General features: G+C 53.0%; 23 protein-coding genes and 2 pseudogenes. 15 read left to right on the top strand and 10 right to left on the bottom strand.

What is annotated here, in order from left to right:
- The first annotated feature begins 105 nt into the window (after positions 1 to 105).
- The 8 genes from rbfA to mtr all read left to right on the top strand — a co-directional run bounded on the left by rbfA (position 106) and on the right by mtr (position 8711).
- Positions 106 to 507, top strand: a complete 402-nt coding sequence (gene rbfA, locus BFF42_RS14130; protein ID WP_001040205.1) for a 30S ribosome-binding factor RbfA — start codon at positions 106 to 108, stop codon at positions 505 to 507.
- Positions 507 to 1451 (top strand): tRNA pseudouridine(55) synthase TruB, encoded by a 945-nt coding sequence (gene truB / locus BFF42_RS14125; RefSeq protein WP_000089689.1) that lies wholly within the window; start codon positions 507 to 509, stop codon positions 1449 to 1451. The genes rbfA and truB overlap by 1 nt, the downstream gene beginning before the upstream one ends.
- Positions 1452 to 1599: 148 nt before the next feature.
- On the top strand, positions 1600 to 1869 hold the full coding sequence (gene rpsO, locus BFF42_RS14120; RefSeq protein ID WP_000059466.1) for a 30S ribosomal protein S15: 270 nt from the start codon (positions 1600 to 1602) through the stop codon (positions 1867 to 1869).
- A 246-nt stretch (positions 1870 to 2115) separates the two neighbouring features.
- On the top strand, positions 2116 to 4251 hold the full coding sequence (gene pnp, locus BFF42_RS14115) for a polyribonucleotide nucleotidyltransferase (protein WP_012421483.1): 2136 nt from the start codon (positions 2116 to 2118) through the stop codon (positions 4249 to 4251).
- Between the two features lie 108 nt (positions 4252 to 4359).
- Complete coding sequence (gene nlpI / locus BFF42_RS14110; protein ID WP_000802082.1) at positions 4360 to 5244, top strand: lipoprotein NlpI; 885 nt, start codon at positions 4360 to 4362, stop codon at positions 5242 to 5244.
- A gap of 106 nt (positions 5245 to 5350) precedes the next feature.
- The gene (gene yrbN, locus BFF42_RS14105; RefSeq protein ID WP_010723222.1) at positions 5351 to 5431 is read left to right on the top strand and encodes a protein YrbN; all 81 of its coding nucleotides are present in this window, start codon (positions 5351 to 5353) and stop codon (positions 5429 to 5431) included.
- Positions 5424 to 7313, top strand: a complete 1890-nt coding sequence (deaD, locus tag BFF42_RS14100; protein WP_001295553.1) for an ATP-dependent RNA helicase DeaD — start codon at positions 5424 to 5426, stop codon at positions 7311 to 7313. The genes yrbN and deaD overlap by 8 nt, the downstream gene beginning before the upstream one ends.
- Before the next feature lie 153 nt (positions 7314 to 7466).
- Positions 7467 to 8711 carry a tryptophan permease gene (gene mtr, locus BFF42_RS14095; protein ID WP_000224348.1) on the top strand — a complete coding sequence of 415 codons (1245 nt, stop codon included), beginning with the start codon at positions 7467 to 7469 and terminating at the stop codon, positions 8709 to 8711.
- 117 nt (positions 8712 to 8828) lie between these two features.
- Here mtr and BFF42_RS14090 read toward each other — a convergent pair whose 3' ends face one another.
- The 3 genes from BFF42_RS14090 to ubiU all read right to left on the bottom strand — a co-directional run bounded on the left by BFF42_RS14090 (position 8829) and on the right by ubiU (position 11909).
- A complete protein-coding gene (locus tag BFF42_RS14090; RefSeq protein ID WP_000130397.1) occupies positions 8829 to 9836 on the bottom strand; it encodes a luciferase-like monooxygenase in 1008 nt (335 codons plus the stop codon).
- A 205-nt stretch (positions 9837 to 10041) separates the two neighbouring features.
- Positions 10042 to 10920 carry a U32 family peptidase gene (locus BFF42_RS14085; RefSeq protein ID WP_001343553.1) on the bottom strand — a complete coding sequence of 293 codons (879 nt, stop codon included), beginning with the start codon at positions 10918 to 10920 and terminating at the stop codon, positions 10042 to 10044.
- An 8-nt stretch (positions 10921 to 10928) separates the two neighbouring features.
- Positions 10929 to 11909, bottom strand: a complete 981-nt coding sequence (ubiU, locus tag BFF42_RS14080; RefSeq protein ID WP_004986692.1) for a ubiquinone anaerobic biosynthesis protein UbiU — start codon at positions 11907 to 11909, stop codon at positions 10929 to 10931.
- A gap of 208 nt (positions 11910 to 12117) precedes the next feature.
- Between ubiU and ubiT the strand changes: the two genes are divergently transcribed.
- Positions 12118 to 12642 carry a ubiquinone anaerobic biosynthesis accessory factor UbiT gene (gene ubiT / locus BFF42_RS14075; protein ID WP_012421604.1) on the top strand — a complete coding sequence of 175 codons (525 nt, stop codon included), beginning with the start codon at positions 12118 to 12120 and terminating at the stop codon, positions 12640 to 12642.
- Complete coding sequence (locus BFF42_RS14070) at positions 12636 to 13139, top strand: GNAT family N-acetyltransferase (protein ID WP_000908547.1); 504 nt, start codon at positions 12636 to 12638, stop codon at positions 13137 to 13139. The genes ubiT and BFF42_RS14070 overlap by 7 nt, the downstream gene beginning before the upstream one ends.
- Here the strand turns inward: BFF42_RS14070 and yhbQ are convergent.
- A complete protein-coding gene (gene yhbQ, locus BFF42_RS14065) occupies positions 13126 to 13428 on the bottom strand; it encodes a DNA damage response exodeoxyribonuclease YhbQ (RefSeq protein ID WP_000189314.1) in 303 nt (100 codons plus the stop codon). The genes BFF42_RS14070 and yhbQ overlap by 14 nt on opposite strands.
- 50 nt (positions 13429 to 13478) lie before the next feature.
- Between yhbQ and BFF42_RS14060 the strand changes: the two genes are divergently transcribed.
- A complete protein-coding gene (locus BFF42_RS14060) occupies positions 13479 to 13922 on the top strand; it encodes a YhbP family protein (protein WP_000449040.1) in 444 nt (147 codons plus the stop codon).
- Here the strand turns inward: BFF42_RS14060 and yhbO are convergent.
- Positions 13902 to 14420 carry a protein/nucleic acid deglycase gene (gene yhbO / locus BFF42_RS14055; protein WP_000037593.1) on the bottom strand — a complete coding sequence of 173 codons (519 nt, stop codon included), beginning with the start codon at positions 14418 to 14420 and terminating at the stop codon, positions 13902 to 13904. The genes BFF42_RS14060 and yhbO overlap by 21 nt on opposite strands.
- A gap of 127 nt (positions 14421 to 14547) precedes the next feature.
- On the opposite strand from yhbO, the gene BFF42_RS14050 reads away from it, so the two are divergent.
- Both BFF42_RS14050 and BFF42_RS14045 read left to right on the top strand, forming a co-directional pair.
- Positions 14548 to 15183 carry an NAD(P)H-binding protein gene (locus tag BFF42_RS14050; RefSeq protein WP_001351326.1) on the top strand — a complete coding sequence of 212 codons (636 nt, stop codon included), beginning with the start codon at positions 14548 to 14550 and terminating at the stop codon, positions 15181 to 15183.
- A gap of 72 nt (positions 15184 to 15255) precedes the next feature.
- Positions 15256 to 16297: pseudogene (locus BFF42_RS14045) on the top strand (permease).
- 113 nt (positions 16298 to 16410) lie between these two features.
- Here the strand turns inward: BFF42_RS14045 and dolP are convergent.
- Genes dolP through lpoA form a run of 4 tightly spaced genes read right to left on the bottom strand, consistent with a single transcriptional unit; the run spans position 16411 to position 19995 of the window.
- Positions 16411 to 16986 (bottom strand): division/outer membrane stress-associated lipid-binding lipoprotein, encoded by a 576-nt coding sequence (dolP, locus tag BFF42_RS14040; protein ID WP_000646043.1) that lies wholly within the window; start codon positions 16984 to 16986, stop codon positions 16411 to 16413.
- A gap of 9 nt (positions 16987 to 16995) precedes the next feature.
- On the bottom strand, positions 16996 to 17586 hold the full coding sequence (diaA, locus tag BFF42_RS14035) for a DnaA initiator-associating protein DiaA (RefSeq protein ID WP_001158034.1): 591 nt from the start codon (positions 17584 to 17586) through the stop codon (positions 16996 to 16998).
- A 19-nt stretch (positions 17587 to 17605) separates the two neighbouring features.
- Positions 17606 to 18001, bottom strand: a complete 396-nt coding sequence (locus tag BFF42_RS14030; RefSeq protein WP_000246860.1) for a YraN family protein — start codon at positions 17999 to 18001, stop codon at positions 17606 to 17608.
- The gene (lpoA, locus tag BFF42_RS14025; RefSeq protein WP_000249087.1) at positions 17959 to 19995 is read right to left on the bottom strand and encodes a penicillin-binding protein activator LpoA; all 2037 of its coding nucleotides are present in this window, start codon (positions 19993 to 19995) and stop codon (positions 17959 to 17961) included. Before lpoA ends, BFF42_RS14030 begins: the two co-directional genes overlap by 43 nt.
- Before the next feature lie 63 nt (positions 19996 to 20058).
- Between lpoA and rsmI the strand changes: the two genes are divergently transcribed.
- Complete coding sequence (gene rsmI, locus BFF42_RS14020; protein ID WP_000809264.1) at positions 20059 to 20919, top strand: 16S rRNA (cytidine(1402)-2'-O)-methyltransferase; 861 nt, start codon at positions 20059 to 20061, stop codon at positions 20917 to 20919.
- Between the two features lie 42 nt (positions 20920 to 20961).
- Here rsmI and BFF42_RS14015 read toward each other — a convergent pair.
- Positions 20962 to 21702, bottom strand: a pseudogene (locus tag BFF42_RS14015) (fimbrial protein); the annotation flags it as partial.
- Between the two features lie 93 nt (positions 21703 to 21795).
- Between BFF42_RS14015 and BFF42_RS14005 the strand changes: the two are divergent.
- A partial coding sequence (locus tag BFF42_RS14005) for a transposase (RefSeq protein WP_000567737.1) occupies positions 21796 to 22082 on the top strand: 287 nt, incomplete at its 3' end.

The raw sequence follows: 22082 nt of genomic DNA, 5'->3' as shown, positions 1-22082 counted from the left end.
GATGTGACGCTGGCGCGTCTTATCAGGCCAACGTGAACAGCCCTTCCACCTGAAATTAATTTTAAAAAGGGGCTAACAGCCCCTTTTTTGTCAGGAGAATTTATTATGGCGAAAGAATTTGGTCGCCCGCAGCGCGTAGCGCAGGAAATGCAAAAAGAGATCGCTCTCATCCTGCAGCGTGAAATTAAAGATCCTCGCCTGGGCATGATGACCACCGTTTCCGGTGTCGAAATGTCTCGCGACCTGGCGTATGCCAAAGTATATGTGACGTTCCTCAACGACAAAGATGAAGACGCGGTTAAAGCGGGCATCAAAGCGTTGCAAGAAGCTTCTGGTTTCATCCGCAGCCTGCTGGGGAAAGCGATGCGCCTGCGTATCGTGCCGGAACTGACCTTCTTCTACGACAACTCTCTGGTTGAAGGGATGCGCATGTCAAACCTGGTGACCAGCGTGGTCAAACATGACGAAGAACGTCGTGTTAACCCGGACGACAGCAAGGAGGACTAATGAGTCGTCCTCGTCGTCGCGGTCGCGACATTAACGGCGTTTTGTTGCTGGATAAACCGCAGGGTATGTCCAGCAATGATGCGCTGCAAAAAGTGAAACGGATTTATAACGCCAACCGTGCCGGGCATACCGGTGCTCTGGACCCGCTGGCAACTGGCATGTTGCCAATTTGCTTCGGGGAAGCGACGAAGTTTTCCCAGTATCTGCTGGACTCCGACAAACGCTATCGGGTCATTGCGCGTCTTGGACAGCGTACCGATACTTCTGATGCCGACGGACAAATCGTTGAAGAACGTCCGGTAACCTTTAGCGCAGAGCAACTGGCGGCGGCGCTGGATACTTTCCGTGGCGATATCGAACAGATCCCTTCGATGTATTCAGCACTGAAATATCAGGGTAAAAAACTGTACGAATATGCGCGTCAGGGCATTGAAGTACCGCGTGAAGCGCGCCCGATTACCGTTTATGAATTGCTGTTTATTCGCCACGAAGGCAATGAGCTGGAGCTGGAAATTCACTGCTCAAAAGGCACTTATATCCGCACCATCATTGATGACCTGGGTGAAAAACTCGGTTGTGGCGCGCATGTTATTTACCTGCGTCGTCTGGCGGTAAGTAAATATCCGGTTGAACGGATGGTGACCCTGGAACATCTGCGTGAACTGGTCGAACAAGCCGAACAGCAGGATATTCCGGCTGCGGAGTTACTTGATCCATTACTGATGCCAATGGACAGTCCAGCTTCGGACTACCCGGTGGTGAATCTTCCGTTAACGTCTTCTGTTTACTTCAAAAATGGTAACCCAGTTCGTACATCCGGTGCGCCGCTGGAAGGACTGGTTCGCGTTACAGAAGGTGAGAACGGCAAGTTTATCGGTATGGGCGAAATTGACGATGAAGGCCGCGTCGCGCCTCGTCGCCTGGTGGTTGAATACCCGGCGTAATGTTAACCGTCTTGCGATAACAGGTCGCTACGAGTAGAATACTGCCGCTTAACGTCGCGTAAATTGTTTAACACTTTGCGTAACGTACACTGGGATCGCTGAATTAGAGATCGGCGTCCTTTCATTCTATATACTTTGGAGTTTTAAAATGTCTCTAAGTACTGAAGCAACAGCTAAAATCGTTTCTGAGTTTGGTCGTGACGCAAACGACACCGGTTCTACCGAAGTTCAGGTAGCACTGCTGACTGCACAGATCAACCACCTGCAGGGCCACTTTGCAGAGCACAAAAAAGATCACCACAGCCGTCGTGGTCTGCTGCGCATGGTTTCTCAGCGTCGTAAACTGCTCGACTACCTGAAACGTAAAGACGTAGCACGTTACACCCAGCTCATCGAGCGCCTGGGTCTGCGTCGCTAATTCCTGCGAGTTTCAGAAAAGGGGGCCTGAGTGGCCCCTTTTTTCAAGCTGACGGCAGCAATTCACTGGAAACTAATGTATTGTTGCTATGAATGATCTTCCGTTGCAGAGGTTCGCGCGGCTAATGAGAGGCTTTACCCACATAGAGCTGGGTTAGGGTTGTCATTAGTCGCGAGGATGCGCAGAAGATCGGGTATTAACACCAGTGCCGTAAGGTACTGTCTAAGAAAGAGAAAGGATATTACATTGCTTAATCCGATCGTTCGTAAATTCCAGTACGGCCAACACACCGTGACTCTGGAAACCGGCATGATGGCTCGTCAGGCTACTGCCGCTGTTATGGTTAGCATGGATGACACCGCGGTATTTGTTACCGTTGTTGGCCAGAAAAAAGCCAAACCAGGTCAGGACTTCTTCCCACTGACCGTTAACTATCAGGAGCGTACCTACGCTGCTGGTCGTATCCCGGGTAGCTTCTTCCGTCGTGAAGGTCGTCCAAGCGAAGGCGAAACCCTGATCGCGCGTCTGATTGACCGCCCGATTCGCCCGCTGTTCCCGGAAGGCTTCGTCAACGAAGTTCAGGTTATCGCCACCGTGGTTTCTGTTAACCCGCAAGTTAACCCGGATATCGTCGCGATGATTGGTGCTTCCGCAGCACTGTCTCTGTCTGGTATTCCGTTCAATGGTCCGATTGGTGCTGCTCGCGTAGGTTACATCAATGACCAGTACGTACTGAACCCGACTCAGGACGAGCTGAAAGAGAGCAAACTGGATCTGGTTGTTGCCGGTACTGAAGCCGCTGTTCTGATGGTTGAATCTGAAGCTGAACTGCTGAGCGAAGACCAGATGCTGGGCGCAGTAGTGTTCGGTCATGAACAACAGCAGGTTGTTATTCAGAACATCAATGAACTGGTGAAAGAAGCCGGTAAACCACGTTGGGACTGGCAGCCGGAGCCGGTAAACGAAGCGCTGAACGCGCGCGTTGCTGCACTGGCTGAAGCTCGCCTGAGCGATGCTTACCGCATCACCGACAAACAAGAGCGTTATGCGCAGGTTGATGTCATCAAATCTGAAACCATCGCGACGCTGCTTGCTGAAGACGAAACCCTGGACGAAAACGAACTGGGTGAAATTCTGCACGCTATCGAGAAAAACGTTGTTCGTAGCCGCGTACTGGCAGGCGAACCGCGTATCGACGGTCGTGAAAAAGATATGATCCGTGGTCTGGATGTGCGTACTGGCGTGCTGCCGCGTACTCACGGTTCTGCGCTGTTCACCCGTGGTGAAACGCAGGCGCTGGTTACCGCAACGCTGGGTACTGCTCGTGACGCGCAGGTTCTTGATGAACTGATGGGCGAACGTACCGATACCTTCCTGTTCCACTACAACTTCCCTCCGTACTCCGTAGGCGAAACCGGCATGGTCGGTTCTCCGAAGCGTCGTGAAATTGGTCACGGTCGTCTGGCGAAGCGCGGCGTGCTGGCAGTCATGCCGGATATGGACAAATTCCCGTACACCGTACGTGTTGTGTCTGAAATCACTGAATCCAACGGTTCCTCTTCTATGGCTTCCGTGTGCGGCGCGTCTCTGGCGCTGATGGACGCAGGTGTGCCGATCAAAGCTGCCGTTGCGGGTATCGCAATGGGTCTGGTGAAAGAAGGCGACAACTACGTTGTACTGTCTGACATTTTGGGCGACGAAGATCACCTGGGCGATATGGACTTCAAAGTTGCGGGTTCCCGCGAGGGTATCTCTGCATTGCAGATGGATATCAAAATTGAAGGTATCACCAAAGAGATCATGCAGGTTGCGCTGAACCAGGCTAAAGGTGCGCGTCTGCATATCCTGGGCGTAATGGAACAGGCGATCAACGCGCCGCGTGGCGATATCTCTGAGTTCGCACCGCGTATCCATACCATCAAGATCAACCCGGACAAGATCAAAGACGTTATCGGTAAAGGCGGCTCTGTTATCCGTGCCCTGACCGACGAAACTGGCACTACCATCGAAATCGAAGATGACGGTACTGTGAAGATCGCAGCGACCGACGGCGAGAAAGCGAAACATGCTATTCGTCGTATCGAAGAGATCACTGCAGAAATCGAAGTGGGCCGCGTCTACACTGGTAAAGTGACCCGTATCGTTGACTTTGGCGCATTTGTTGCCATCGGCGGCGGTAAAGAAGGTCTGGTCCACATCTCTCAAATCGCTGACAAACGCGTTGAGAAAGTGACCGATTACCTGCAGATGGGTCAGGAAGTACCGGTGAAAGTTCTGGAAGTTGATCGCCAGGGCCGTATCCGTCTGAGCATTAAAGAAGCGACTGAGCAGTCTCAACCTGCTGCAGCACCGGAAGCTCCGGCTGCTGAACAGGGCGAGTAAGGTTGCCATTTGCCCTCCGCTGCGGCGGGGGGCTTTTAACCGGGCAGGACGCCTTGTTAGCAACCGGGAACAGGACGTTCATTCAACCGTGGTCTTCGGGAGTGGGAAATGAAGCCTTTTTTGCGCTGGTGTTTCGTTGCGACAGCACTTACGCTTGCAGGATGCAGTAATACTTCCTGGCGTAAAAGTGAAGTCCTCGCGGTACCATTGCAACCGACTTTACAGCAGGAAGTGATTCTGGCACGTATGGAACAAATCCTTGCCAGTCGGGCTTTAACCGATGACGAACGCGCACAGCTTTTATATGAGCGCGGAGTGTTGTATGATAGTCTCGGTCTGAGGGCATTAGCGCGTAACGATTTTTCGCAAGCGCTGGCAATCCGACCGGATATGCCTGAAGTGTTCAATTACTTAGGCATATATTTAACGCAGGCAGGCAATTTTGATGCTGCCTATGAAGCGTTTGATTCTGTACTTGAGCTTGATCCAACTTACAACTACGCGCACTTGAATCGCGGGATCGCATTATATTACGGCGGTCGTGACAAGTTAGCGCAAGATGATCTGCTGGCGTTTTATCAAGACGATCCCAATGATCCTTTCCGTAGTCTGTGGCTTTATCTCGCCGAGCAGAAGCTCGATGAGAAGCAGGCTAAAGAAGTGTTGAAACAGCACTTCGAAAAATCGGATAAGGAACAGTGGGGATGGAACATTGTCGAGTTCTACCTGGGCAACATTAGCGAACAAACGTTAATGGAAAGGCTCAAGGCGGACGCAACGGATAACACCTCGCTCGCTGAGCATCTCAGTGAAACCAACTTCTATTTAGGTAAGTACTACCTAAGTCTGGGGGATTTGGACAGCGCCACGGCCCTGTTCAAACTGGCGGTTGTCAACAACGTTCATAACTTTGTTGAGCACCGATACGCATTGTTGGAATTATCGCTCCTGGGCCAGGACCAAGATGACCTGGCAGAATCGGACCAGCAATAGCTGACGTACACATCAGCCCGTAATCTTTTTTGATTGCCATCACCTTAACGGGTGAGGGCGTTGTTGTTCGTTAATACACCTACTTTGAGCCGGTTCACACTTTTCAATGAAAATTGCTGATCAATTTCATGATGAGTTATGTAGACTGGCCGCCATTAATTTTGAGGCACACGTACTACATGGCTGAATTCGAAACCACTTTTGCAGATCTGGGCCTGAAGGCTCCTATCCTTGAAGCCCTTAACGATCTGGGTTACGAAAAACCATCTCCAATTCAGGCAGAGTGTATTCCACATCTGCTGAATGGCCGCGACGTTCTGGGTATGGCCCAGACGGGGAGCGGAAAAACTGCAGCATTCTCTTTACCTCTGTTGCAGAATCTTGATCCTGAGCTGAAAGCACCACAGATTCTGGTGCTGGCACCGACCCGCGAACTGGCGGTACAGGTTGCTGAAGCAATGACGGATTTCTCTAAACACATGCGCGGCGTAAATGTGGTTGCTCTGTACGGCGGCCAGCGTTATGACGTGCAATTACGCGCCCTGCGTCAGGGGCCGCAGATCGTTGTCGGTACTCCGGGCCGTCTGCTGGACCACCTGAAACGTGGCACTCTGGACCTCTCTAAACTGAGCGGTCTGGTTCTGGATGAAGCTGACGAAATGCTGCGCATGGGCTTCATCGAAGACGTTGAAACCATTATGGCGCAGATCCCGGAAGGTCATCAGACCGCTCTGTTCTCTGCAACCATGCCGGAAGCGATTCGTCGCATTACCCGCCGCTTTATGAAAGAGCCGCAGGAAGTGCGCATTCAGTCCAGCGTGACTACCCGTCCTGACATCAGCCAGAGCTACTGGACTGTCTGGGGTATGCGCAAAAACGAAGCACTGGTACGTTTCCTGGAAGCGGAAGATTTTGATGCGGCGATTATCTTCGTTCGTACCAAAAACGCGACTCTGGAAGTGGCTGAAGCTCTTGAGCGTAACGGCTACAACAGCGCCGCGCTGAACGGTGACATGAACCAGGCGCTGCGTGAACAGACACTGGAACGCCTGAAAGATGGTCGTCTGGACATCCTGATTGCGACCGACGTTGCAGCCCGTGGCCTGGACGTTGAGCGTATCAGCCTGGTAGTTAACTACGATATCCCGATGGATTCTGAGTCTTACGTTCACCGTATCGGTCGTACCGGTCGTGCGGGTCGTGCTGGCCGCGCGCTGCTGTTCGTTGAGAACCGCGAGCGTCGTCTGCTGCGCAACATTGAACGTACTATGAAGCTGACTATTCCGGAAGTAGAACTGCCGAACGCAGAACTGCTGGGCAAACGCCGTCTGGAAAAATTCGCCGCTAAAGTACAGCAGCAGCTGGAAAGCAGCGATCTGGATCAATACCGCGCACTGCTGAGCAAAATTCAGCCGACTGCAGAAGGTGAAGAGCTGGATCTCGAAACTCTGGCTGCGGCACTGCTGAAAATGGCACAGGGTGAACGTACTCTGATCGTACCGCCAGATGCGCCGATGCGTCCGAAACGTGAATTCCGTGACCGTGATGACCGTGGTCCGCGCGATCGTAACGACCGTGGCCCGCGTGGTGACCGTGAAGATCGTCCGCGTCGTGAACGTCGTGATGTTGGCGATATGCAGCTGTACCGCATTGAAGTGGGCCGTGATGATGGTGTTGAAGTTCGTCATATCGTTGGTGCGATTGCTAACGAAGGCGACATCAGCAGCCGTTACATTGGTAACATCAAGCTGTTTGCTTCTCACTCCACCATCGAACTGCCGAAAGGTATGCCGGGTGAAGTGCTGCAACACTTTACGCGCACTCGCATTCTCAACAAGCCGATGAACATGCAGTTACTGGGCGATGCACAGCCGCATACTGGCGGTGAGCGTCGTGGCGGTGGTCGTGGTTTCGGTGGCGAACGTCGTGAAGGCGGTCGTAACTTCAGCGGTGAACGCCGTGAAGGTGGCCGTGGTGATGGTCGTCGTTTTAGCGGCGAACGTCGTGAAGGCCGCGCTCCGCGTCGTGATGACTCTACCGGTCGTCGTCGTTTCGGTGGTGATGCGTAATCATCGCTGAACAGCGAACACAATCTGTAAAATAATATATACAGCCCCGATTTTTACCATCGGGGCTTTTTTTCTGTCTTTTGTACTCGCGTACTGGTACAGTGCAATGCATAACAACGCAGTCGCACTATTTTTCACTGGAGAGAAGCCCTCATGGCAACACTAACCACCACCCAAACGTCACCGTCGCTGCTTGGCGGCGTGGTGATTATCGGCGGCACCATTATTGGCGCAGGGATGTTTTCTCTGCCAGTGGTCATGTCCGGGGCGTGGTTTTTCTGGTCAATGGCGGCGCTGATCTTTACCTGGTTCTGTATGCTGCATTCCGGCTTGATGATTCTGGAAGCTAACCTGAATTACCGAATCGGTTCGAGTTTTGACACCATCACCAAAGATTTGCTGGGCAAAGGCTGGAACGTGGTCAACGGTATTTCCATTGCCTTTGTGCTCTATATCCTGACCTATGCCTATATTTCTGCCAGTGGTTCAATTCTGCATCACACCTTCGCAGAGATGTCGCTAAACGTCCCGGCACGGGCGGCGGGTTTTGGTTTTGCACTGCTGGTAGCGTTTGTGGTGTGGTTGAGTACTAAGGCCGTCAGCCGCATGACGGCGATTGTGCTGGGGGCGAAAGTCATTACCTTCTTCCTCACCTTTGGCAGCCTGTTGGGGCATGTGCAGCCTGCGACATTGTTCAACGTTGCAGAAAGCAATGCATCTTATGCGCCGTATCTGCTGATGACATTGCCGTTCTGCCTGGCGTCGTTTGGTTATCACGGTAACGTGCCAAGCCTGATGAAGTATTACGGCAAAGATCCGAAAACCATCGTGAAATGCCTGGTGTACGGTACGCTGATGGCACTGGCGCTGTATACCATCTGGTTGCTGGCGACGATGGGTAACATCCCGCGTCCGGAGTTTATCGGTATTGCAGAGAAGGGCGGTAATATTGATGTGCTGGTACAGGCATTAAGCGGCGTGCTGAACAGCCGTAGCCTGGACCTTCTGCTGGTCGTGTTCTCAAACTTTGCGGTAGCGAGTTCGTTCCTTGGCGTAACGCTGGGTTTGTTTGACTATCTGGCAGATCTGTTTGGTTTCGATGACTCGGCTATGGGCCGCTTGAAAACAGCATTGTTGACCTTTGCACCGCCTGTTGTGGGTGGTCTGCTGTTCCCGAATGGATTCCTGTACGCCATTGGTTATGCTGGTTTAGCGGCTACCATCTGGGCGGCAATTGTTCCGGCACTGCTGGCCCGCGCATCGCGTAAACGCTTTGGCAGCCCGAAATTCCGCGTCTGGGGCGGCAAGCCGATGATTACGCTGATTCTGGTGTTTGGCGTCGGCAACGCATTGGTACATATTTTATCGAGCTTTAATTTACTGCCGGTGTATCAGTAATCAGCGGTGCCTTATCCAACATTTCTGCTGCCTACACAATGCCTGATGCGCTTCGCTTATCAGGTCTACGTAGGACAGCGTTGCCAGCTCGGATAAGGCTTCCCGCGTTAAGACACACTATCCCAACAACTCTTCCTTAACATCCATCGCCAGCTCAAACGAATGCAGCCGCGCCTGGTGGTCGAAAATCTGCCCGTTGACCATAATCTCATCAGCGTCGGTTTCGCGCAGGATCGACTGCAAGCCATGACGCACTTTCGCTTTATCACCTACCAACGACATACTCAGCGCCTGCTGCACACCATACTGTTCGGACGGCGACCAGAACTGATCCATATTTTGAATCGGTGGCGGCAGTTGCCCGGTTTCGCCGCGGCGCAGCTTCACAAAGGCTTGCTGCATTGAGGTAAACAGGAATTCGGCATCGCGGTTGCTGTCGGCGGCGATAATATTGATGCACACCATCGCGTATGGTTTTTCCAGTCGTGCCGACGGTTTGAAGTTGCTGCGATAAAGATGCAGCGCCTGGAACAACATATCCGGCGCGAAGTGTGAGGCAAACGCGAACGGCAGACCAAGCTGCGCCGCCAGTTGCGCGCTGTAAAGGCTGGAGCCTAACAACCACACGGGGATTTTCTCGCCATAGCCTGGTACCGGGCGCACATGCGGATTGGGATCGCGGGCGTCAAACCAGTCCACCAGCTCCGCGACATCGCGGGGGAAATTATCAATATCGCCGCTCATATGGCGACGCAGCGCCATCATTGTCCGTTGGTCACTACCTGACGCACGCCCCAGCCCCAAATCGATTCGCCCCGGATAGAGTGTATTGAGCGTGCCGAACTGTTCGGCAATGACCAACGGTGAGTGGTTAGGCAACATCACGCCGCCAGACCCCAGATGCAGCGTGGTGGTATTCGCCGCCAGATAGCCAATCAATACCGACGTGGCAGCACTGGCAATGCCAGTCATATTGTGGTGTTCTGCCAGCCAGTAGCGATGATAGCCGCGCTTTTCAGCCAGACGGGCGAGATCGAGAGAGTGGGAGAATGCTTCTCGCGCTGAAGAACCTTCGGGAATGGGGGCCAGATCGAGTAGCGAAAACGCAATGGTTTTATCAGTCATAACAGCTCACTTTGTTACCGATTAATCTTTAATACTGCATTAAAGAGTAGTTAAAGTTGTTAACAAAGTGAGCTGTGCTCTAAATAATTCGAGTTGCAGGAAGGCGACAAGAGAGTGAATCTCCAGGAGCTTACATAAGTAAGTGACTGGGGTGAACGAATGCAGATGCAGCACATGCAACTTGAAGTATGACGAGCATATTTACTTAGGCTTGCAGCTCCAGTCCTGCCAGCCGCCGCCAGTAGCCGTTACAGTCGCTGTTTGCCGTCAACAATAGTGGCGCAGCGCCATTTTCATTAGCGCGGAAGGCGTCGAGCATCGCGAAAGTGTCAGTACCCTGCGGTGACAGGCGGACCACATCAACCAATCCCTGCATGGATGTCAGCTCGTTACCGAGGTTGTAAACGTAGCCGCTCATGGTCTGAATGCCATTGAGTACAAACACTTGTTGGTTTTCCTGCGACAGCACGTTGCGCCCGTTCGGATACTTAATGCAGCAGGTTTCACACTCATCTTTCGGGCGGTCTTCCGAACGCGCGGTAAAGCAGCGAGCGGAGTAGGCCAGCGGTAGATGACCGTAGCTCAGGACTTCCACTTCAAACTGGTTGCGAATGCCCAGCTCATCGCACTGATTAAGCAGATTCACCAGCCAGTCGCGGGAAAGCTCCACCGGCATACACCAGCGCATCATGCCCTGTTTGAGCAATATTTTCAGCGTCACCGCGTTGTAGCAGTTCAGCGCGTGCCCGGCGACGAACGGCAGTTTGCGTTCAGCGCACATATTCACCACGCCGAGATCGCTGGCTTCAATCAGAAACTCACCGTTCTCAACATAGCGTTTCAGTTCGCCCAGTTCAGAGGATGCCTGCACCAGCGCCAGCGTGGAGAGCACAATCTGCTTGCCACTTCCGGCGAGCGATTTTGCCATCTCCAGCCAGTCGCCAACTTTGGTTGCCCGGCGCTTGCTGCATACCGCTTCACCAAGATAAATCACGTCGGCGCTGCTGGTGGCGGCCTGCTGATAAAAATCTTCCAGCGTCTCTTTTGGCCAGTACCACAGCACTGGCCCTAAGGAATATTTCATTGCTCTTCTCACTGCCATTTACGGTGATACGCGCCAAGGGTGGTCTGCGTGCCTTCGGACATCGACCCGAGCGTCTCCATCCACGCGCTTTGCGGATCGGCCTTACAACGGTCGATAGCCTGACGCCAGACTTTCGCCACCTGGCTGACATACGCCGGGCTACGCTGGCGGCCTTCAATTTTCACCGAAGCAATATTCGCCGCCATTAACTCCGGCAGCAGTTCCAGGGTATTGAGACTGGTTGGTTCTTCCAGCGCGTGATAGCGCTCGCCGTCCACCAGATAACGCCCTTTACACAGCGTCGGATAACCTGCGTTTTCGCCGTCCTGATAACGGTCGATCAGCACTTCGTTCAGGCGGGATTCCAGCCCCTGCGGCGTTTGTTGCCAGCGCACGAAACGGGCCGGAGAACACGCGCCCACGGTGTTAGGCGACTCACCCGTCAGATACGACGACAGATAGCAACGGCCTTCCGACATAATGCACAGGCTGCCGAAAGCAAACACTTCCAGTGGTACAGGTGTGACCCGTGCCAGCTGTTTCACCTGATGAATCGACAACACGCGCGGCAGCACCACGCGGGCAACGTCAAAATGGCGATGATAAAAGTTAATCGCCTCTTCATTGGTCGCCGAAGCCTGCACCGATACGTGGCGCTCAATATTCGGATAACGCTCGGCGGCGTATTCCAGCATGGCGAGGTCGGCGAGGATCAGCGCGTCGGCACCCAGCTGCGCCGCCATATCCACGGCGCGCTGCCAACGGGCGTAACCGTCCGGATGCGCAAAAGTGTTAATCGCGATGTGAAGTTTGCGGCGATGTTGATGGACAAAACTCACCGCTTCCTGCAATTTTTTCTCGGTAAAGTTAAGGCCGGCGAAGTGACGGGCATTGGTATCATCTTTTAGCCCGATATAAACAGCATCTGCGCCGTTTTCGATGGCCGCCTTAAGCGCCGGGAGATTTCCGGCAGGGCAGAGCAGCTCCATAATTTTTCCTGAAGGTTGCGCTATCAAAACGCAAAAATGTTAACGAACTGGGATTTTAGTTAACCTTGCTGCGACAATTTTTGATTTAAGGCAGTTAAAGTTGTATTGGTGGTAGCAGCAATTTCATATGGAATTGTTGATTTATACCGCTATGTTATTTTTCTGATATGGCAAAATAGGATGATTGTTGAAACAGGGAGTAAAACTCGTGTTGAATAAACTGCGTTCCCGTATTGTGCATTTGGGGCCATCTCTGTTGAGTGTACCGGTAAAACTGACGCCATTTGCGCTAAAACGCCAGGTTCTTGAGCAGGTCTTAAGCTGGCAATTCCGTCAGGCGCTGGATGATGGCGAGCTGGAGTTTCTTGAAGGCCGCAGGTTAAGTATTCATGTGCGTGATATTGACCTGCAATGGTTTACCTCGGTGGTGAATGGCAAACTGGTGGTCAGCCAGAACGCGCAAGCTGATGTGAGTTTTAGTGCCGACGCCAGCGATCTGCTGATGATTGCGGCGCGTAAACAAGATCCAGATACGCTCTTCTTCCAGCGTCGGCTGGTGATTGAAGGCGATACGGAGCTGGGGCTGTATGTGAAAAACCTGATGGACGCCATTGAACTGGAGCAAATGCCGAAAGCCTTACGCATGATGCTGCTGCAACTGGCGGATTTTGTTGAGGCGGGAATGAAAACCGCGCCTGAAACCAAACAGACATCGGTAGGTGAACCATGCTAATTCGAGTAGAAATTCCCATTGATGCGCCGGGTATTGATGCCCTGCTGCGTCGCTCATTCGAAAGTGATGCGGAAGCGAAGCTGGTTCACGATCTGCGTGAAGATGGCTTTCTGACGCTGGGGCTGGTGGCGACAGATGACGAAGGTCAGGTCATTGGCTATGTGGCATTTAGTCCGGTTGATGTGCAGGGCGAAGACCTGCAATGGGTCGGCATGGCACCGTTGGCGGTTGATGAAAAATACCGTGGACAGGGGCTGGCACGCAAACTGGTCTATGAAGGACTCGATTCGCTTAATGAGTTCGGCTATGCCGCAGTGGTGACGCTGGGCGATCCGGCGCTGTACAGTCGTTTCGGCTTTGAACTGGCGGCGCATCACGATCTGCGTTGCCGCTGGCCGGGCACTGAAAGCGCCTTCCAGGTACATCGTTTAGCGGATGACGCGCTGAATGGCGTAACCGGTCTGGTTGAGTATCACGAGCATTTCAATCGCTTTTAATCTCCGGGGTTTGCAGGCTGCTCAACAGTTCTGCAAACCCTGCGCCTTCCGCTACCAGACGCTCTTTTTGCCGTTTGGTCAGTTGCTTAACGCGATATTCCGCCCGTAGTGCCAGCGAACGGTCGCCCACTGGCGCAGAAAACGCCAGCGTCAGTTCTCCTTTCCCGCGCAGTGCTTTCGCCCCTTTGCCGCTTTGGTGCTGCTGATAGCGGCGTTCGACATCCGTGGTGATCCCGGTATAAAGCTTATTGTCGGCGGTACGGATCAAGTAAAGAAACCAGGGTGTCATCGTCTGCGTCGCATGTTAAGGTCAGGCCCACAGTATAAAAGAGAACAGCAATGGAAACACTCATCACCATCAGCCGTTGGTTGGCAAAACAACATGTTGTCACCTGGTGTGTGCAGCAGGAAGGGGAACTGTGGTGCGCTAATGCTTTTTATCTGTTTGATGCGCAGAAAGTCGCCTTCTACATTTTGACGGAAGAAAAAACGCGCCACGCGCAGATGAGTGGGCCGCAGGCTGCGGTTGCCGGAACGGTAAACGGTCAGCCGAAAACGGTAGCGTTAATTCGCGGTGTGCAGTTTAAAGGTGAGATCCGCAGGCTGGAAGGTGAGGAAAGCGACCTCGCGCGCAAGGCGTACAATCGTCGCTTTCCGGTTGCCAGAATGCTGTCGGCCCCGGTGTGGGAAATCCGGCTCGATGAAATCAAATTCACCGACAACACGCTGGGCTTTGGTAAAAAAATGATTTGGCTACGCGACTCAGGCACCGAGCAGGCGTAACGCCTCGCGGTTAAACGCTGGCAGATCGTCCGGTGTCCGGCTGGTAACCAGCTGATCTTTATCAACCACGACTTCCTGATCGTAAAATTCCGCGCCCGCATTTTTAACATCAATAATGATCGGTTTAACTGCGGTCAGTTTGCGCCCCCGAATCACATCGGCGCTGATCAGCAGCTGCGGACCGTGACAGATGGCGAAAACAGGTTTGCCGCTATTCACAAAATCACGGGTAAAGGTGACAAAACGGTTGTCCCCACGCAGATAATCCGGTGAATGGCCGCCCGGTAGCAGCAGGGCATCGAACTCCGCTGGCGTCACTTCATCGATGGATTTATCGATGGTCACGCTGGCTTCTCCTTTTTTGCCTTTCACCGTTTTACCCGCTTGCTTTTCAATGGTAATTACTTCGTGTCCGGCTTTACGGAACTCGTCTGCGGGTGAAGTAAATTCTGAATCCTCAAATTCATCACTGATTAAAACGGCAATTTTCTTACTCATGCTTCCTCCGCGTTGTTGCATTGGATGAGGCGAATTTCCCACAATCGGGGATAATTACCTCATGGTCTATTAAGACTGGTGCATGAGCCGTGGAGCGCAAGGCAGACAATTCTGTAAAGGAGCGAAGATGAGTCAGGTACTGATTACAGGCGCAACGGGGCTGGTGGGCGGTCACCTGCTGCGGATGTTGATTAATGAACCGAAAGTTAACGCCATTGCTGCGCCGACGCGACGTCCGTTGGGCGATATGCCCGGGGTGTTTAATCCCCATGATCCGCAACTGAGTGACGCGTTGGCGCAGGTCACCGACCCCATCGACATTGTGTTTTGTTGTCTCGGCACCACGCGGCGAGAAGCGGGGAGCAAAGAGGCGTTTATTCATGCCGATTACACGCTGGTAGTGGATACCGCATTAACCGGGCGGCGGCTGGGCGCGCAGCATATGCTGGTGGTCAGTGCTATGGGGGCCAATGCCCACTCGCCGTTTTTCTATAACCGCGTCAAAGGGGAGATGGAAGAAGCATTAATTGCCCAGAACTGGCCGAAATTGACCATTGCTCGCCCGTCGATGTTACTGGGCGATCGTAGCAAACAGCGGATGAACGAAACGCTTTTTGCGCCGCTGTTCCGTTTGTTACCAGGTAACTGGAAATCCATTGATGCGAGAGACGTGGCGCGGGTCATGCTGGCAGAGGCGATGCGGCCTGAGCATGAAGGCGTGACGATTTTAAGCTCTTCAGAATTACGCAAAAGAGCTGAATAATTATTCCCAAGAATTGATAGTGAGCGTAATATTCACGCGCTCAATTATCATAACTTATTCCTAGGGAATGCTATGACTGGTCAGTCTTCATCTCAGGCGGCAACGCCCATTCAGTGGTGGAAACCCGCGCTTTTCTTTCTCGTTGTCATTGCCGGTCTCTGGTATGTGAAATGGCAACATTACTACGGCAAAGCGTTTACTGCAGCCGAAACCCACAGTATCGGTAAATCTATCCTTGCGCAGGCGGATGCTAATCCGTGGCAAGCGGCGTTGGATTACGCGATGATCTATTTCCTCGCAGTATGGAAAGCGGCGGTGCTGGGGGTGATCCTCGGTTCGTTGATTCAGGTGCTGAATCCCGCGTGACTGGTTGTTGCGTACGCTTGGGCAATCGCGCTTTCGCGGCACGCTGCTGGGAACGCTGTTTTCGCTGCCGGGCATGATGTGTACCTGCTGTGCGGCTCCGGTCGCGGCGGGGATGCGTCGCCAACAGGTATCGATGGGCGGTGCGCTGGCATTCTGGATGGGCAATCCGGTGTTAAACCCGGCGACGCTGGTGTTTATGGGGTTTGTCCTCGGCTGGGGTTTTGCGGCGATTCGTCTGGTGGCCGGGCTGGTGATGGTGTTGCTGATTGCGACGCTGGTGCAAAAATGGGTGCGTGAAACACCGCAAACGCAGGCACCGGTCGAAATTGACATACCGGAAGCACAGAGCGGTTTTTTTAGCCGCTGGGGCAGGGCGCTATGGACACTTTTCTGGAGTACGATCCCGGTTTACATCCTTGCAGTACTGGTGTTGGGTGCCGCACGCGTCTGGTTATTCCCCCATGCCGATGGTGCTGTCGATAACAGCCTGATGTGGGTGGTGGCGATGGCGGTAGCAGGATGCTTGTTTGTCATTCCCACGGCAGCAGAAATTCCGATTGTACAAACGATGATGCTGGCAGGTATGGGAACCGCTCCGGCGCTGGCATTGTTGATGACGCTCCCGGCAGTGAGTTTGCCGTCACTGATTATGCTGCGCAAAGCGTTCCCGGCGAAAGCCTTATGGCTGACAGGGGCGATGGTGGCAGTGTCTGGTGTGATTGTCGGCGGGCTGGCGCTGTTGTTCTGATTTGAGGGAAAACATGTCGGATGCGGCGTAAACGCCTTATCCGACCTACGGTTTGCATCGTTGTAGGCCTGATAAGACGCGGCAAGCGTCGCATCAGGCATTACAAGGGGCTGCTATTTAATAAACGTAAACGCTGTGGTTACCCGCTTTACGCCGCTCACCCGGCTGGCAATATCTGCCGCCGCTTTCGCTTCACGTTCAGTCACCAGCCCCATCAGGAACACTTCACCGTTTTCGGTGGTCACTTTCACGTTGGACGATTTCACCAGGTCGCTGGTTAAGAGCTGCGAACGCACTTTGGTGGTGATCCACGTATCGTTAGATGCTTCGCCCAGACCAATCGGCTGGCCCTGACGAATCTCGTTATACACTTCGTTGGCACCGTCTACGCCCATAGCAATCTGTTTGGCGCGAGCCGAAAGTTCAGCATTTGGTGACTGCCCAACCAGCAGCACTTTGCCCTGATACGCCGTGACATTAATACGGGTTTCTTTCTTAATCTGTTCGTCTTTCGACAATGCGCTGTTCACGCGCACTTCCAGGGTACCATCGTCCACCTGGGTGCCGACACTGCGTGGGTCAGTTGCGGCTTTGGTACCCACAGCAGCGGTACCCACTACGGCAGCGGCAACACAACCTTGCAACAGCAGCGCGGAAATAAGGACTGCGATTGGCGATAATGCCTTCATGTATTCTCCTTAATCATCCTGGTGAGGGAAAAGCGTGTTATCGATCAGATCGCACAGGCAATTTACCGTCAGCATATGCATTTCCTGAATGCGAGCACTACGATGCGAAGGAATGCGGATCTCCACATCCTGTGGCCCTAACAAACCTGCAAGTTCGCCGCCGTCATAGCCGGTCAATGCCACAATGGTCATATCACGCGTAACGGCGGCTTCAACTGCTTTAACAATATCGCGGCTGTTGCCACGGGTGGAAATGGCTAACAATACATCTCCCGCATGACCCAGCGCCCGCACCTGTTTTGCATACACTTCATCATGTAAGCGATCGTTGGCAATCGCCGTTAAGACAACATTATCAGTATTTAGTGCAATGGCAGGTAAGCTGGGCCGCTCCGTTTCGAAACGGTTGATCATGCTGGCAGCAAAATGCTGTGCATTGGCAGCGGAAGTTCCATTACCACAACAGAGGATTTTGTTGCCATTGAGCAGAGACTGAACCAGCGTCATGGCTGCACGGGAGATGGCATCCGGAAGCGCCTCTGCCGCCGCAATTTGAGTTTGAATGCTTTCAGTGAAGCAAGCTTTAATTCTTTCTTGCACGCTAATCCTTAAACCTTAATTATGAGTGGTCATTAAAGGCATCCTTAATCCACTCAACCTCATTCCCGGTGAAGGCTACCACATCGAACCGGCAATCCACAGTATCAAAACTCCCATTATGACGCGCGAGCCACAAGCGGGCAGTCTGTAATAATTTGTGTTGTTTGCTGCGGGTCACACTGGCTGCCGCGCCGCCATAAAGCGCAGAGCGGCGGTAACGCACCTCGACAAAAACGGTGGTCCAGCCTTCACGCATTATCAGATCGATCTCACCGCCACGCTCGTTCACGTTAGCGGCGACAAATCGCAGTCCTTTGCCTTCCAGCCAGCGACGCGCTTGTACTTCCCACGCATCGCCGGTCTGTTTGGTGGTTAACTGGCGGGGACTACCTGACCTTGTTGGTACTGTAGCCATGATAACTTCCTGTTAATCACGCAATCCGGGTTTGCCGTCAGGCTTCCGGTATTACCGTTGATTTCAAAACCCTGAACCTGGCGCATTTGTGAGAAATGATTTGCCAGCGACCAGGCATCGACGCCCATCGCATACATGCGAGCCAGTGAATAATCGTTATTCACCGCGCTGAGTGCCTGCTGCATTAACGGCAGATTACCGCCCGCCAGCATCGGGATTTCGCTGTACTGCAAACCTTCCATCTCCAGACGGAAATCCGGGCCTGCGGTGCCTTGTGCGCTGCGGGAGCTGGCGTACAGCATTGCACCGCTCTGGCTACCGTTACGCATGGCGATCATCGGTTTGATAAAAGCGATTTCACCCGGCGTTGCCACAATGTACACCGCATCGACACGACCGCCATTATTGGTGAACTGGTCATCGGTTGGCGTGGTTTGCAGCGTTGGATTGTTGGTCGTCATGCCGGAGTCGGTTGTCGCTCTGGGAGTAATCGGGGTACCCGTTAAAGCGATACCAGAACCGCCGTTAACACCCGCGCGTAATTCGCTGGTGGAACCAAATTTTTGTTGCAGAACGGTGCCGCCGCCCAGTTTCTGCCACTCCTGCGCAAACGCATTGGCTACGCGATCGCCCAATGAACTGCGTGGGATCAGCACCAGCGGCGCTTGTTTACCCTGGTCACGAATATGACGCGCTGCATCGCGCGCTTCGTCTTCCGGTGAAAGCGCGAAGTAACAAATATTGACGCGGTTTTCGATATTCTCCGGCTGGTTCAGTGCCAGCACGTTCAGCGGGGTGTTGCTCTTAAGCAACTCTTCAACGTTATTTTTCAGCAACGGACCAACCACAATACTCGCGCCATCCTGCTGAACCTGGCTTAAGATCTGGCTAAGTGGTTGTGATGAGGTATCGTAGATTTTCAGCTCTGCGGATGGATTTGCGGGTGCGCTTACCGCTGCGGTGCTTGTCGCCGGGGCGCTTACAGGCACCGGCTGGGCCGCAGGCTGATCACCGGTCAGATCGCTAACCGAGGCTTGTGCCGGGCTGGCAACGCCATCCGCAGTTTGCGGCTGAGGTTGTTCTGCTACGTCTGCGGCAGGTGCGGCAGCTACCTGAGCCGCCACTGGCTGAGTGCCGATATTTTTCGCAGCTTCAAAGCCTTGCTGAATAGTGCGACCAAATACCGCTGCCTGGCCATTCAGCGGCAACAGCAGGGCGATTTTGTTGGTCGAGGCTGGTTTAAACGCTTTTACGTTAACCAACTGCGTTGGCAGCATTTTCGCGCCCGGATTGTTCGGATAACGTTTCTGCCAGTCGGCGATCCCGGCTTTCATCATATCGGGATCGTTACGGTTATCAAACCAGACGCGCTGCAGATCCAGCCAGCCTTGCAGAATATTTTCGTCGGCGTTGATCACCAGCGTATTCGCCTGTTCCTGAGTCATGGAGGAGAGCGCCTGCCAGGTGGCATCAATATTCTGCTTTTTTTCTTTCGCGCCGAGCAGCGGTTCCTGAGCAATTAACGCGCGCAGTAAATCAATGGAAGGACGCCCCTGGCTGGCATCGATTTTTGCCTGCCAGTAACGCGCTTGCTGGTTTTGTTCTAAATCGGCAGGTGTGATTTTCGCCAGCAAGTTTTGCGCGCCAGCAAAATCTTTCTGCGCCAGTTTAATCTCTACCGCCAGCAGTGTTTTCTCGCGACGCTGAGAATCGTTCAGTTCTTGCGGTAGTTGGTTAAACAACTCAACCGCCTGCCTGGTTTTACCTTCTTTCACCAGTGCACGAATGGCGAGTAATTGCCAGTTGATCCTGGTATCATCAGAGCTTTGCTGCATCTGCTGAAGATAAAAGGCAGAATCAGCCTGCGCCGTGCCCTGCATATAAGCAGTGGACTGATCGAGAGTATGGGTGCCACAACCGGCGAAAATCAGGGCTGCCAGAACAACAGGCAGACAACGCGCGGCTTTCAAACGAGAAAATGTTGAGGGTACCATAATGTATCCAGTGATATTTTTTTACGCAATGCTCAATATTAAATCGGCAATACGGACGACACAATGAAACAACACCAATCGGCGGATAATTCTCAGGGCCAGCTTTACATTGTACCGACGCCAATCGGCAATCTGGCGGATATCACCCAGCGTGCGTTAGAGGTATTACAGGCCGTTGATCTGATTGCCGCCGAGGATACTCGTCACACCGGTTTATTGCTGCAACATTTTGGGATTAATGCCCGGTTGTTTGCGCTGCACGACCATAACGAACAACAAAAAGCCGAAACGCTGCTGGCGAAGCTGCAAGAGGGGCAAAACATTGCGCTGGTTTCCGATGCCGGAACGCCGCTAATTAACGATCCTGGCTACCATCTGGTGCGTACCTGCCGTGAAGCGGGGATTCGCGTGGTGCCGCTACCCGGGCCGTGTGCTGCTATCACTGCGTTAAGCGCCGCGGGTTTACCCTCTGACCGTTTCTGTTACGAAGGCTTTTTACCTGCCAAATCAAAAGGCCGCCGTGATGCGCTAAAAGCCATTGAAGCGGAGCCGCGCACGCTGATTTTTTATGAATCCACCCACCGTCTGTTAGATAGCCTGGAAGATATCGTTGCGGTATTAGGCGAATCCCGCTACGTGGTTCTGGCGCGTGAGCTGACCAAAACCTGGGAAACCATTCACGGCGCGCCCGTTGGCGAACTGCTGGCGTGGGTAAAGGAAGATGAAAACCGTCGCAAAGGCGAAATGGTGCTGATTGTCGAAGGTCATAAAGCACAGGAAGAAGACTTACCCGCCGATGCCCTGCGCACGCTGGCGCTGCTACAGGCAGAACTGCCGCTGAAAAAAGCGGCGGCGCTGGTCGCAGAAATTCATGGCGTGAAGAAAAATGCGCTGTATAAGTATGCGCTGGAGCAGCAGGGGTAACAGTGCCGAAGCGTTGCGTTAATCAAAACGCAACGTCTTCTTTTACCGCACCATGACGGTAATGGTGGCTGTGCCCTGAAATTTTCCTGTTTCCAGCTCACCACCGACCAGATTAACTGGCTAGGCGCGCATATTGACGGTGCCATGCCCGGAAGGATCAACGGGAAGGATACCGTTCTGAAAAGGAATATTTGCAACTCCGCCGCCGAGATTTTCAATACGAATACCGACATCGGGCACATTGTCTGAACTTCTTCGCCTGGCGACCAGGTTGTACTGGTCTACTACCCCAGTTGTACCGTCGATGCGCATTTGCAACGAGTTTTTAATCTTTGAAGTATCACCACAGTCATAAGTGATATCAAAGTCTACTGGAGTAAAACCGTCTGGCATGGCATTACGGGTGGTAAACTTCTGACCATTGATGAATCCAAAATTAACCTTAATAACATCGCCCTGATTAATTTTGCATGACTGTGGGGCGGTGAGATTTCCCTGAATCGATAACTTGACTAAATCATGGAAGTCACCTGTAGACGGGCTTCCCATTCCATCGACCCACGCGCCTTTAATGACGGCAATATCCGTTTTCGGAATGGTCATCGAGCCGAGAAATGGCTTGGTGACATACAGGGTAAAGGTGGTATTTGCACCAATATTAACGGGTCCATAACGAGACGTGTCACCCTGGCAAACACCCGTTTGGGTTGCAGCAGAATATACGGTGCTGCTTTTTATCTGTGTGAATCGGGTGTTAACAGAGACAACCTGGTCGGTTGTGAGTCTAGACTGGCCCCCTGAATCTCCAGACAACCAGTATCACTTAAATAAGTGATAGTCTTAATACTAGTTTTTAGACTAGTCATTGGAGTACAGATGATTGATGTCTTAGGGCCGGAGAAACGCAGACGGCGTACCACACAGGAAAAGATCGCAATTGTTCAGCAGAGCTTTGAACCGGGGATGACGGTCTCCCTCGTTGCCCGGCAACATGGTGTAGCAGCCAGCCAGTTATTTCTCTGGCGTAAGCAATACCAGGAAGGAAGTCTTACTGCTGTGGCCGCCGGAGAACAGGTTGTTCCTGCCTCTGAACTTGCTGCCGCCATGAAGCAGATTAAAGAACTCCAGCGCCTGCTCGGCAAGAAAACGATGGAAAATGAACT

The sequence above is a fragment of the Shigella sp. FC1661 genome, from assembly GCF_001712525.1.
GTDB classification, from domain to species: Bacteria; Pseudomonadota; Gammaproteobacteria; order Enterobacterales; family Enterobacteriaceae; genus Escherichia; species Escherichia coli.
The sequence above is the reverse complement of the archived record's forward strand: the minus strand, read 5'-3'. Positions and strand labels throughout refer to the sequence as shown.